Source organism: Cupriavidus sp. CuC1, assembly GCF_044627735.1.
Taxonomy (GTDB): domain Bacteria; phylum Pseudomonadota; class Gammaproteobacteria; order Burkholderiales; family Burkholderiaceae; genus Cupriavidus; species Cupriavidus ulmosensis.
On the sequence record NZ_JBIUHC010000001.1, the window covers coordinates 140,581 to 152,835 of the forward strand.

A 12,255-nucleotide genomic window follows, 5' to 3' on the forward strand; every position below is an offset into this window, starting at 1 on the left:
GCGCAGGGCAGCGCGCGCGCCATGGTGGACTTGCAGGGCGGCCATGGCGGCCGCCAGCTTGCTTCGGCTGGTGCTTAGAACTTCTCGAAGGCGCCAAGGAAGCGCCACTGGCCCACCGGCAGGTCGCCCAGCACGATGCGGCCCATGCGCACGCGCTTCAGGCCCACGACCCGCAGGCCAACCTGTTCGCACATGCGGCGGATCTGGCGCTTCTTGCCCTCGCGCAGGACGAAGCGCAACTGCTCCTCGTTCTGCCAGCTCACCTTGGCCGGCTTGAGCGCCTCGCCATCCAGCGACAGGCCGTGGCGCAGCTTCTCGATCAGTTCCACCGGGAACACGTGCGAGATGTCGCGCTCGACCAGGCCTTCCGGCGAATCCCAGCTCACCCGCACCAGGTATTCCTTCTCGACGGTCGAGTCCTCGCCGATCAGGTGGCGCGCAACGCGGCCGTCCTGGGTCAGCACCAGCAGGCCGGTGGAGTCGATGTCGAGCCGGCCGGCAGGCGCCAGGCTCTTGCGTTGCCACGGGGCAAAGCGCTTGCGGGTGGGGTCCTGCTCCCACTGGTTTTCCGGCGCGAACAGCACAGCGGCGGGCTCGTAGCCATCTTCGGCCTGGCCCGACACGTAACCGACCGGCTTGTGCAGCAGCACGGTCACGCGTTCGCCTTGCTCGGAGCGCGCAGCCTGGTGGATCTCGATGTTGGCGTCCGGGCTGATGCGCGAGCCGAGCTCGGTGACGGGCTGGCCGTCGACCAGTACCCAGCCGCGCGGAATCCATTCATCGGCTTCGCGGCGCGAGCACAGGCCGAGTTCCGACATCCGCTTGGACAGGCGCACCAGGCCATCGGAGCTAGGTTGGGGCGCGTTTTGCACGGGGGCCGCACGTTCCGTACGTTCGGGGCGGGCGCCCTGGTAGTCGCGCCGGCCGGCATCGCCGGAGCGGTGCGGACGGTCTTGTCCTTCGCCCGGGCCGAAGCGGCGCGCACGGTCATTGTCGCCACCGGGAGCGGGACGGCGAGGGCGGTCGTCGCCCTGGCCGGCAAAGCGGCGCGGACGGTCCTGGCCTTCGCCGGGACCGAAATTGCGCGGGCGATCGTTGCCTTCTCCGGCAAAGCGGCGAGGGCGGTCCTGGCCCTCGCCCGGGGTGAAGCGGCGCGGACGGTCTTGCCCTTCGCCGGGCGCGAAGCGACGCGGACGATCCTGGCCTTCGCCCGGGGCGAAGCGACGCGGGCGGTCCTGGCCTTCGCCGGGCGCAAAACGGCGCGGGCGGTCCTGGCCTTCGCCGGGCGCGAAGCGACGCGGACGGTCCTGGCCTTCACCGGAGCCGAAGTTGCGCGGGCGGTCATTGCCTTCGCCAGCAAAGCGGCGGGGACGGTCCTGGCCTTCGCCCGGGGCAAAGCGACGCGGACGGTCCTGGCCTTCGCCGGGGCCGAAGTTGCGCGGGCGGTCATTGCTGTCGCCGCCAAAGCGGCGGGGCCGATCCTGGCCTTCACCCGGGGTGAAACGGCGCGGACGGTCCTGCCCTTCGCCGGAGTCGAAACGGCGCGGGCGATCGTTGCCTTCGCCGGCAAAGCGGCGCGGACGGTCCTGCGCCTCGCCTGGACCGAAGCGGCGCGGCCGGTCCTGGCCGTCGCCCGTACGCGGGCCGCGCGGCGGGCGCTGGCCAGCGTCTTCCGCCTTCTTGCGGCCGCCGGCGCGTTCCTGTGCCTGCTTGATGCCGTCGACCACGGCGCGCACGCGTCCACGGTTCAGGTCGGACACCCGCACCGGCCGGGTGGCGGCGGGTTTGCGGGCGTTGCCCTCGGGCGCGGCGGTCTTGATGCCCAGCGTCTTGCGCTTGGGCGAATTGCTATCGGTCATATCTTCTATGTGGGGCGTCCGGCCTAGATGGCCAGCGCCGCCAGCAGGTCCTGTTCAAGCTGTAACTGCAGTTTGTTATCCGAGGCGAGGCGGCTGCCATCGACCAGGAAAACGTCTTCCACCCGCTCGCCGAGCGTATTGATGCGGGCGGTATGCACCGAGGTGCGATGTTTGGCCAGTACGCGCGAGATCGCGTACAGCAGGCCGGTGCGGTCGTTGGCCGACAAAGAAAGCAGGTAGTACTGGCCGCGTTCGTCGGGGCGCAGGTCCACGCGCGGCTTGATCGGGAAGCTGCGCGACTGGCGCGACAGCCGCCCCTGGGCGGGTTCCGGCAGCGTGCCTTGCTGCTGCAGGCGCTCCGCCAGTTCGTGCTCCACCAGCGCGATGATGTCGCGGTAGTTGCCGCTGGCATCGCTGCTGATGCCCGGGTCGGTCACCTGGAAGGTATCCAGCGCATAGCCGTGGCGCGTGGTGTGGATCTTGGCCTCCTGAATGGAGAAGCTCTTGCGCTCGAAATAGCCGCAGATGCGCGCGAACACGTCGGGCTGGTCCTTGACGTAGACCGCCACCTGCAGGCCTTCGCCCGCGGGCGACAGGCGCGCCTTGACCACCGGCACCGGGCTGTCCACCTTGTTGTACAGATGCCGCGTGAGCCAGGCGATGTCGCGCGCATCGTGACGCAGGAAGAAGGCCACGTCGAGCTGGGCCCACAATGGCTTGCCCAGTTCCGGGTCGAACGCCTTGAGCCGCAGCTGCGCAATGGTGTCGTCCTTGCGCTGCGCCCACAGCGAATGCGGGTCCACGCGCGCGCCGCCCAGCACGCGCAGCGTGATGCGGTAGAGGTCTTCCAGCAGCTTGCCCTTCCACGCGTTCCACACCTTGGGGCTGGTGCCGCGGATATCGGCCACCGTCAGCAGGTAGAGCGCGGTCAGGTAGCGCTCGGTGCCGACCACGCGGGCGAAGGCATGGATCACATCCGCATCGGTCAGGTCCTGCTTCTGCGCCACGTGGCTCATGGTCAGGTGATGCTCGACCAGCCAGGCGATCAGGTCGGCATCTTCGCGCTCGATGCCGTGCTGCTTGCAGAACCGGCGCGCGTCGGCCGTGCCAAGCTTGGAGTGATCGCCGCCGCGGCCCTTGGCGATGTCGTGGAACAGCGCCGCCACCCACAGCACCCAGGGGCGGTCGAAGGTGGCCATCAGCTGGCTGCAGAAGGGGAATTCATGCGTGTGCTCGACGATGGCGAAGCGGCGCATGTTGCGCACCACCATCAGGATGTGCTGGTCCACCGTGTAGACGTGGAACAGGTCGTGCTGCATCTGCCCGACGATGCGGCGGAAATTGATCAGGTAACGGCCCAGCACGCTGGTCTGGTTCATCAGGCGCAGCGCGTGGGTGATGCCCTGCGGCTCCTGCACGATGGCGAGGAACAGGCGGCGGTTTACCGGATCGTTGCGCCAGCTCGCGTCCATCACCGTGCGGGCGTTGTACAGGCCGCGCAGCGTACGTGGCGACAAGCCCTTGACGCCCGGCGTGCGCTCGTACACCAGGAACGTTTCCAGGATGGCGTGGGGCTCGCGCTCGTAGAGATCGTCGCTGGTGATCTCAAGCATGCCCTGGCGTTCCACGAAGCGCTCGTTGATGACGCGGGTCACCTTGGATTCGCTGGGGAACAGCATGGCCTCGATATTGAGCAGCAGCACGATATTGAGCTGCGTGACCGCCTTGGCCGCCCAGTAATAACGACGCATCAGCTGCTCGCTGGCGCGCTTGTTATTGTTCTGCCGATAGCCGAAGGACTCGGCCAGCGCGGTCTGCAGGTCGAACACCAGCACGTCCTGGCGGCGTCCGGCCACCAGGTGCAGGCGCGCGCGGATGGTCTTGAGCAGGCGCTCGTTGCGGGCGAGCTCCTGCGCTTCGCGCTCGCTCAGCAGCCCGCGCTCGAACAGTTCCTTCCAGCTGTCGCCCAGGCCGGCCGCCTTGGTCATCCACAGGATCACCTGCAGGTCGCGCAGGCCGCCGGGGCTTTCCTTGCTGTTGGGCTCGAGCGAGTAGGGCGTGTCCTGGTACTTGGCGTGGCGCTGGCGCATTTCCAGCAGCTTGGCCTGGAAGAAGGCGCGCGGGTCCAGGTCGGCCTGGTAGCGCGTCTGCAGCTCGGAAAACAGCTTGCGGTTGCCCGTCAGCAGGCGCGCTTCCAGCAAGGACGTCTGGATCGTCACGTCCTGGCGCGATTCGCGGATGCAGTCGTCCACGGTGCGCACGGCGGAGCCGATTTCAAGCCCCAGGTCCCAGCACAGGCCGATGAACTTCTCCAGCCTGGAGGTGGTGTCCTCGTCGGGCTCCGATGGCAGCAACAGCAGCACATCCACATCGGAAAACGGGAACAGCTCGCCGCGCCCGTAGCCGCCCACCGCCACCAGCGCGCTGTCGTCCGGCAGGCCCAGGCCGCGCCAGGCTTCGACCAGCGCGGTATCGACCGCGCGCCGCAGGCGCGTCAGCAGGTGGCCGACATGGCCGTGCGCGTTGAAGTCCGCGAACACGGCTTGCTTGTCGGCTTTCAGCTGATCGCGAACACGGGTGGCGAGGATGATTTCCGGCGTGGCGTCCATGGCTAGGGCTTGGGGCATCGAAGGGACGGCTGAAATAAGAAGGGCGCCAACTTTGGCGCCCGTAGCGTCAGGCTGCAACAGAATCAGTGACGAACGACGGCGGCGCCTGCGTGCCCGCGGAGACGGTGAGCACGTCGTAGCCGGTCTCGGTCACCAGGATGGTGTGCTCCCACTGCGCGGACAGGCTGCGGTCACGCGTCTTGACGGTCCAATGGTCGGGCATGGTGCGGATATCGCGCTTGCCTGCGTTGACCATCGGCTCGATCGTGAAGATCATGCCGGGCTGGATTTCCATGCCGGTGCCGGGGCGGCCGTAGTGCAGGATCTGCGGGTCTTCGTGGAAGTTCTTGCCGATGCCATGGCCGCAGTACTCGCGCACCACGGTATAGCCAGCGCTTTCCGCATGGACCTGGATCACATGGCCGATATCGCCGAGGCGGGCGCCGGGGCGCACCTGGGCGATGCCCTTCCACATGCACTCGAAGGTGATCTGAGCCAGGCGCTTGGCCAGGATCGAGCCCTCTCCGGCGATGAACATGCGGCTGGTGTCGCCGTAGTAGCCTTCCTTGGTGATCACGGTGATGTCGAGGTTCACCGCGTCGCCGGACTTGAGCACGCGCTCGCCCGGGATGCCGTGGCAGATGACGTCGTTGACCGACGTGCAGATGGCGCCGGGGAAGGGCGGGTAGCCCGGCGGCGCATAATTCAGGGGTGCGGGTACCGTGCCCTGCACTTCGCGCATATAGGCGTGGCACAGCCGGTCGAGTTCGCCGGTGGTGACTCCCGGCTTGACGAAGGGCGTGATGTAGTCGAGGACCTCGGAGGCCAGCCGGCAGGCTACCCGCATTTGGGCGATGTCGTCGGCGTTCTTGATATGGATGCTCATGCTGCTCGCAAAAGTGGCGGCGAAGCCACGGGCTGCGCCTCAAATCGAATCTTAAAGTGGGATTATCGCACCATCGGCCACCAACCGCAGCCGAAAACGGGCTTCGCCGGCTATGGGCGCCGCCATTCCATGGCGATTGGCCTCTTGAGCGAAGTCCTGTTTTGTTGCTACAATCTCTGGCTGGCTTTCTTGCAGCTGCCTGGCGTGTCGATGTGGCCATGCTGGCAGCGGCTCGCAGGCCGGGGCAGCTACTAACTTGTGGCCGCTGTATTTGGCAGGCGCCTTGCGCTTACTAAATATACAAAGTTTTTGAAATTGCGAGTCCGTCCATCCGGGGTGTTCCTTTTCAGGAATGTCGGGGCGGACTTCAGACCTAACCCTTTTGGAGATTTTTCATGTCCGTTACCATGCGCGAAATGCTGGAAGCCGGTTGCCACTTTGGCCACCAAACCCGCTTCTGGAACCCCAAGATGGCTCCGTACATCTTCGGCCACCGCAACAAGATCCATATTATCAACCTCGAAAAGACGTTGCCGATGTTCCAGGACGCGCTGAAGTACGTGCGTCAACTGGCAGCAAATCGCGGCACCGTGCTGTTCGTGGGCACCAAGCGTCAATCGCGCGAAATCCTGGCTGAAGAAGCAGGCCGCGCTGGCATGCCCTACGTCGACGCCCGCTGGCTCGGCGGCATGATGACCAACTTCAAGACCGTCAAGATCTCGATCAAGCGCCTGAAGGACATGGAAGCCGCCAAGGAAGCCGGCGCGCTGGAAACCATGAGCAAGAAGGAAGCCTTGATGTTCGAGCGCGAAATGGACAAGCTGCAAAAGTCCATCGGCGGCATCAAGGACATGGGCGGCGTGCCTGACGCCATCTTCGTGGTCGACGTCGGCTACCACAAGATTGCCGTGACCGAAGCCAAGAAGCTGGGCGTGCCCGTCATCGGCGTGGTCGATACCAACCACTCGCCGGAAGGCATCGACTACGTGATCCCGGGTAACGACGACTCGAGCAAGGCAGTTGCCCTGTACGTGCGCGGCGTGGCCGACGCGATCCTGGAAGGCCGTGCAAACGCCGTGCAGGACGTGGTTGAAGCCGCTCGCGGCGGCGACGATTTCGTCGAAGTCGAAGAAGCCTAAAGGCTTGCTGCCGCAAGGACCCCGTACCGCGCGCATCGCAAGCTGACACATCACCGCTAGCCAACCGGCCCCAGGGCCGGGGCGCTGCGCGCAGCCGGGGCTTTCCGGCAATCGAGGGGGCGAATCTTACGCCCCCTTTTTTCGAATTGTTGTCATCCGCCCCTGGCATGATCTGGCGCGGGTGAAGTTGAACATACCTCCGGATCCCAGATCCTGCCAGACCGACGGCGGGATAGGGCGGGGCGAACCATTCAAGGAGTGACAAATGGCGGCAATTACCGCAAGCATGGTGGCAGAACTGCGCGCGAAGACCGACGCGCCGATGATGGAATGCAAGAAGGCCCTGACCGAGGCCGACGGCAACCTGGAAAAGGCTGAAGAGCTGCTGCGCGTCAAGCTGGGCAACAAGGCCAGCAAGGCCGCTTCGCGCGTGACCGCCGAAGGCGTGGTCGTGTCCTTCATCGAAGGTACCACCGGCGCGCTGGTGGAACTGAACTGCGAAACCGACTTCGTGTCGAAGAACGACGACTTCATGGCGTTCTCGAACAAGGTCGCCGAACTGGTCGCCAAGCAGAACCCGGCCGACGTGGCTGCGCTGTCGGCGCTGGAAATCGATGGCGTGACCGTTGAAGCCACCCGTACCGCCCTGATCGGCAAGATCGGCGAAAACCTGGCGATCCGCCGCTTTGCCCGCTACGCCAATGGCGGCAAGCTGGCTGCTTACCTGCACGGCACCCGCATCGGCGTGATGGTCGAGTTCGACGGCGACGAAACCGCCGCCAAGGACGTGGCCATGCACGTTGCCGCGATGAAGCCGGTGTCGCTGTCGTCCGCCGACGTGCCCGCCGAGCTGATCGCCAAGGAGCGCAGCATTGCGGAGCAAAAGGCTGCCGAATCGGGCAAGCCGGCCGAAATCGTCGCCAAGATGGTCGACGGCTCGGTGCAGAAGTACCTGAAGGAAGTGTCGCTGTTCAACCAGACCTTCGTGAAGAACGACAAGCAGACCGTCGAGCAGATGCTCAAGGCCGCCAACACCACGGTCAAGGGTTTCACCCTGTACGTGGTCGGTGAAGGCATCGAGAAGAAGCAGGACGACTTTGCCGCTGAAGTGGCCGCCCAGGTGGCAGCCGCCCAAAAGGCCTGAAGTCCTGGCGACCAGGGTGCCCGGTAGGGTGCCCCACCGGTCGCCGTATAATGCCGAGGGGCACCGCAAGGTGCCCCTCGGCACAAATGACCGCGCCGCGCTTACCCGTGCGGCGCGGGCGAAGTAGCCCGTTTCCGCAGTCGTCTGACCTGCCGTGCTTCAAGCGCATGTTTGTTCTGCGTTTGCCGTGCAGCAACCAGGCCACCCCGAAAACCGGCTTTTATAGCGGCGGCACGCCGATCCGTGCCGCTTGCCTTCAAATATCCGACTCAACAGAACGAGCCGAACCAGCCCCGGGGATCAATATGCCAGCTTATAAGCGCGTCCTACTGAAATTGTCCGGCGAAGCCCTGATGGGTGATGATGCCTTCGGCATCAATCGCTCGACCATCGAGAGCATGGTCAATGACATCGCCGAGATCGTGAGGCTGGGCGTCCAGGTCGCGGTGGTGATCGGCGGTGGCAACATCTTCCGCGGCGTGGCCGGCGGGGCAGCGGGCATGGACCGCGCCACGGCCGACTACATGGGCATGCTGGCCACCATGATGAATGCGCTGGCCCTGCAGGATGCCATGCGTCACGCCGACATCGTTGGCCGCGTGCAGTCGGCCCTGCGCATGGACCAGGTGGTCGAGCCTTACATCCGCCCGCGCGCCATCCGCCAGCTGGAGGAGGGTAAGGTGGTGATCTTCGCCGCCGGCACCGGCAACCCCTTCTTCACGACCGATACCGCTGCCGCCCTGCGTGGCGCGGAAATCGGCGCGGAGATCGTGCTCAAGGCGACCAAGGTGGACGGCGTCTACACCGCCGACCCGAAGAAGGACCCCAGCGCAACGCGCTACACCACCATCTCCTTCGATGAGGCGATCTCGCGCAACCTGCAGGTGATGGATGCCACGGCGTTCGCCTTGTGCCGCGACCAGAAGCTGCCGATCAAGGTGTTCTCCATCGTCAAGCCGGGCGCGCTCAGACGCGTGATCCTGGGCGAAGACGAAGGTACGCTGGTGCACGTATAAGTGCTGCAACAGGCGCTGGTGCGCTGCCGCCGAAGGTGGCGCGCGTGCCGGCAAAGAGTAGAATGATTCATTTTCGATCCCGCCGTCCGGGATCATGGTTACCCGTTTTCGGAGGTAAAAATGAGCGTCGCCGACACCAAGAAGAGCGTCGAGCAGAAAATGCAAAAGACCATTGAAGCGTTCAAGGCCGACCTGGCCAAGATTCGCACTGGTCGTGCACACACGGGTCTGCTCGACCACGTACAAGTGGATTACTACGGCTCCCCGGTGCCGATCAGCCAGGTGGCCAACGTCGGCCTGGCCGATTCGCGCACCATCAGTGTGCAGCCGTGGGAAAAGAAGATGGTCAGCGCCATCGAGAAGGCCATCCGCGACGCGGACCTGGGCCTGAACCCGTCGACCATGGGCGAGACCATCCGCGTGCCCATGCCCATGCTGACCGAAGAGCGCCGCAAGGAACTCGCCAAGGTCGTCAAGGGTGAGGCCGAGGGCGCCAAGATCGCCGTGCGCAACCTGCGCCGCGATGCCAACGAGCAGTTCAAGAAGCTGGTCAAGGACAAAGCCATTTCCGAGGACGACGAGCGCCGCGGCCAGGACGATGTCCAGAAGCTGACCGACAAGTTCGTCGCCGAGATCGACAGGATGGTTGCCGAGAAGGACAAGGAGATCATGACGGTGTGACGCATAATGCGGCGGCTTGCCAGCCGCCGCTGTGTCCGGTACCGTTTCCCATCATGCATCACATCAGTTCCACGCTCAGCGTCCCCGACTCCACCTATGTGCCCCGCCACGTTGCCATCATCATGGATGGCAACGGCCGCTGGGCGACCCAGCGGCACCTGCCACGCGTTGCCGGCCACAGCCGTGGCCTGGATGCCGTGCGGGCCGTGGTGGAAGCCTGCGCCGCGCGTGGCGTGCAGTACCTGACCCTGTTCGCGTTCAGTTCCGAGAACTGGCGCCGCCCGGCGGACGAAGTCTCGTTCCTGATGCGGCTGTTCATGACCGCGTTGCGCCGCGAGGTGGTCAAGATGCACGCCAACAATATCCGGGTGAGGGTGGTTGGCGACCTGAGCCGCTTCAGCCCTCGCATCCAGCAGCTGATCGCCGACGCCGAGGCCCGCACCGACGGCAACACCGGCCTGACGGTCACCATCGCCGCCAATTACGGCGGCCGCTGGGACCTGCTCCAGGCCATGCGCAAGATGCTGGCGCGCTCGCCCATGCTCGATCCGGAATCCGTGGACGAATCCGTGCTCGCGCCGCACCTGGCCATGGCCTACGCGCCCGAGCCCGACCTGTTCATCCGCACCGGGGGCGAGCAGCGCATCAGCAATTTCCTGCTGTGGCAGCTGGCGTACTCCGAGCTCTATTTCACCGACGTGTTCTGGCCGGATTTCAGCGCCGCAGAGCTCGACAAGGCATTTGCCTCGTACCGGCAGCGCGAGCGCCGCTTCGGCCGTACCAGCGCGCAAGTGGTGGCACCACCCGGCCTTTCCGGCACCGCCTGAAGCCGTTTTCCATTTTTTCACCGGAATCCCGCAGCGCATGCTTCTTACCCGTGTCATCACCGCCGTATGCCTGTTGCTGCTGATCCTGCCGATCCTGTTCCTGGCACCCCCGTCGGCGCTGGCCGGCCTGGTGGCGGTGATCGTCATCCTGGCGGGCTGGGAATTCGGTCGCTTGATCGGGCTGCGCGGCGTCTGGCCCTATGTCTATGCGGTGGCATGCCTGGTCGCCCTGGTCGGCTGGCATGATGCTGCCGACCGCCAGGCGCTGACCCGCCTGCTGCAGGTCGGCGTGGCCTGCTGGGGCGTCGCCGTGGTGCTGCTGGCGCGCGGCGTGCGCCAGGCCAGCCCGTCCTTTACCTTGCTGGGCGCCATTCTCGGCTTGTTCATGCTGCCCGCGTTCGGCCACGCCACCTTGATCCTGCGCGAGCTGGGCATCGGGGTGCTGCTGTCGGTGGCGGTGCTGGTCTGGGCGGCCGACATCGGCGCCTATTTTGTCGGCAAGGCCATCGGGCGGCGCAAGCTTGCCCCCACCATCAGCCCGGGCAAGTCCTGGGAAGGCGCCATCGGCGGCTGGCTGGTGGTGCTGCTGATCGCTCTCGGGCTGGCCGCTACCCAAGCTTTTTCCCCAACTTGGTTCTCTGGCATGGCCGACCATAACGGCCTGGCAGTCGTGGCGCTGCTGTCTACCCTGCTGGTGGTCGCCAGCGTCGTGGGGGATCTCTTCGAGTCGCTGCTCAAGCGCCAGGTCGGCATGAAGGACAGCAGCAGGCTGTTGCCCGGCCATGGTGGCGTGCTCGACCGGATCGATGCCCTCTTGCCCGTGTTTCCGCTGGCCGCCTTGCTGGCCATCTATCTTTGAGTTGATCTGATATGCGTCGTATTACCGTCCTGGGTGCCACCGGCTCGATCGGGGAAAGTACGCTTGATGTGGTCAAGCGCCACCCCGAGCGCTATGCGGTCCATGCGCTGACGGCACATCGGCAGGTCGACAAGCTGGCTGCGCTATGCCGGGAATTCCGCCCGGCCCACGCCGTGGTCGGCACTGCCCAGGCAGCGAGCGAGCTGGAAGCGCTGCTGCGCACGGCCGGCGTGAAGACCGAGGTTGGCTATGGCGAGGCAGCGCTGGAAGTGGTGGCGGTCGATCCCGCCGCCGATTCGGTCATGGCAGCCATCGTCGGCGCAGCCGGGCTACGCCCCACGCTGGCCGCGGCGCGGGCTGGCAAGCGCGTGCTGCTGGCCAACAAGGAAGCGCTGGTGATGTCCGGCCGGCTCTTCATGGATGCCGTGCGCGAGCACGGCGCCACGCTGCTGCCGATCGACAGCGAGCACAATGCCATTTTCCAGTGTCTGCCGGCCGACGATCCGCGCCTGGGCGCGGGCGTCTCCAAGATCCTGCTGACGGCTTCCGGCGGCCCGTTCCGGACCCGGGATCCGGCCACCTTGCACGATATCTCGCCGGACGAGGCCTGCGCCCATCCGAACTGGGTGATGGGCCGCAAGATCTCGGTCGACTCCGCCACCATGATGAACAAGGGGCTGGAGGTGATCGAGGCACACTGGCTGTTCGCCGCGCCGGCGGACCGCATCGAGGTGCTGATCCACCCGCAGAGCATCGTGCATTCGATGGTGTCCTACGCCGACGGCTCGGTGCTGGCCCAACTCGGCAACCCTGACATGCGCACGCCGATCGCCTACGGGCTGGCCTATCCCGAGCGCATGCACGCGGGCGTTTCCCCGCTGGACCTTACCCGTGCCGGCGCGCTGACCTTCGAAACCCCGGATCTGGCGCGCTTTCCCTGCCTGGGCCTGGCGTTCGACGCCTTGCGGGCAGGCGGGGTGGCCCCGGTCATCCTGAACGCCGCCAACGAGGTTGCCGTCGAAGCGTTCCTGCAAGGCCAGATCCGTTTCACCGACATCGCGCGCATCGTGGCGCAGGTGTTGGCGCAGGCCTCGCCCGGCAGCGTCGACACGCTGGAAGGCGTGATGGACGCCGACCAGGAGGCGCGCCGCCGCGCCGGCGCCTTGCTGGATGGCGCGCGTTCGTGATGACGCCGGTGGAGGCGCGGCCGGGATCGGCGACAATAGCGGCGCACC

Annotated in this window: 9 protein-coding genes and 1 pseudogene; 7 read left to right on the top strand and 3 right to left on the bottom strand. The window is 65.9% G+C overall.

The genetic code is table 11. The annotated features are described in order from the left end of the window. Positions 1-74: 74 nt before the first annotated feature. The 3 genes and pseudogenes from ACGLHR_RS00670 to map form a co-directional block, all read right to left on the bottom strand. Positions 75-1,859 (bottom strand): pseudouridine synthase, encoded by a 1,785-nt coding sequence (locus tag ACGLHR_RS00670; RefSeq protein WP_400091280.1) that lies wholly within the window; start codon positions 1,857-1,859, stop codon positions 75-77. A 23-nt stretch (positions 1,860-1,882) separates the two neighbouring features. Continuing rightward, positions 1,883-4,468 (bottom strand): [protein-PII] uridylyltransferase, encoded by a 2,586-nt coding sequence (locus tag ACGLHR_RS00675; RefSeq protein ID WP_400091312.1) that lies wholly within the window; start codon positions 4,466-4,468, stop codon positions 1,883-1,885. A gap of 67 nt (positions 4,469-4,535) precedes the next feature. Next, positions 4,536-5,357: pseudogene (map, locus tag ACGLHR_RS00680) on the bottom strand (type I methionyl aminopeptidase); the annotation flags it as partial. 392 nt (positions 5,358-5,749) lie between these two features. On the opposite strand from map, the gene rpsB reads away from it, so the two are divergent. The 7 genes from rpsB to ispC all read left to right on the top strand — a co-directional run bounded on the left by rpsB (position 5,750) and on the right by ispC (position 12,207). After that, a complete protein-coding gene (gene rpsB / locus ACGLHR_RS00685) occupies positions 5,750-6,493 on the top strand; it encodes a 30S ribosomal protein S2 (protein ID WP_043346950.1) in 744 nt (247 codons plus the stop codon). 265 nt (positions 6,494-6,758) lie between these two features. Then, positions 6,759-7,637 (top strand): translation elongation factor Ts, encoded by an 879-nt coding sequence (gene tsf, locus ACGLHR_RS00690; protein ID WP_400091281.1) that lies wholly within the window; start codon positions 6,759-6,761, stop codon positions 7,635-7,637. A 305-nt stretch (positions 7,638-7,942) separates the two neighbouring features. Further along, positions 7,943-8,653, top strand: coding sequence for a UMP kinase (gene pyrH, locus ACGLHR_RS00695; protein WP_267603350.1), 711 nt, complete (start codon positions 7,943-7,945; stop codon positions 8,651-8,653). Between the two features lie 120 nt (positions 8,654-8,773). Then, entirely contained in the window at positions 8,774-9,334 is a 561-nt protein-coding gene (gene frr, locus ACGLHR_RS00700; protein ID WP_043346946.1) for a ribosome recycling factor, read from the top strand. A gap of 53 nt (positions 9,335-9,387) precedes the next feature. Further along, complete coding sequence (locus tag ACGLHR_RS00705; RefSeq protein WP_400091314.1) at positions 9,388-10,161, top strand: isoprenyl transferase; 774 nt, start codon at positions 9,388-9,390, stop codon at positions 10,159-10,161. A gap of 37 nt (positions 10,162-10,198) precedes the next feature. Continuing rightward, positions 10,199-11,020: a phosphatidate cytidylyltransferase gene (locus ACGLHR_RS00710; RefSeq protein WP_400091283.1), complete on the top strand. Its 822-nt coding sequence runs from the start codon at positions 10,199-10,201 to the stop codon at positions 11,018-11,020. A gap of 11 nt (positions 11,021-11,031) precedes the next feature. Then, positions 11,032-12,207: a 1-deoxy-D-xylulose-5-phosphate reductoisomerase gene (gene ispC, locus ACGLHR_RS00715; protein ID WP_400091284.1), complete on the top strand. Its 1,176-nt coding sequence runs from the start codon at positions 11,032-11,034 to the stop codon at positions 12,205-12,207. The last annotated feature ends 48 nt before the right edge of the window (positions 12,208-12,255 follow it).

Coding starts and splice junctions, on each gene's coding strand:
- rpsB (WP_043346950.1), top strand. CDS start 5,750: ATGTCCGTTACCATGCGCGAAATGCTGGAAGCCGGTTGCCACTTTGGC.
- ACGLHR_RS00705 (WP_400091314.1), top strand. CDS start 9,388: ATGCATCACATCAGTTCCACGCTCAGCGTCCCCGACTCCACCTATGTG.
- tsf (WP_400091281.1), top strand. CDS start 6,759: ATGGCGGCAATTACCGCAAGCATGGTGGCAGAACTGCGCGCGAAGACC.
- ispC (WP_400091284.1), top strand. CDS start 11,032: ATGCGTCGTATTACCGTCCTGGGTGCCACCGGCTCGATCGGGGAAAGT.
- ACGLHR_RS00675 (WP_400091312.1), bottom strand. CDS start 4,468: ATGGACGCCACGCCGGAAATCATCCTCGCCACCCGTGTTCGCGATCAG.
- ACGLHR_RS00710 (WP_400091283.1), top strand. CDS start 10,199: ATGCTTCTTACCCGTGTCATCACCGCCGTATGCCTGTTGCTGCTGATC.
- pyrH (WP_267603350.1), top strand. CDS start 7,943: ATGCCAGCTTATAAGCGCGTCCTACTGAAATTGTCCGGCGAAGCCCTG.
- ACGLHR_RS00670 (WP_400091280.1), bottom strand. CDS start 1,859: ATGACCGATAGCAATTCGCCCAAGCGCAAGACGCTGGGCATCAAGACC.
- frr (WP_043346946.1), top strand. CDS start 8,774: ATGAGCGTCGCCGACACCAAGAAGAGCGTCGAGCAGAAAATGCAAAAG.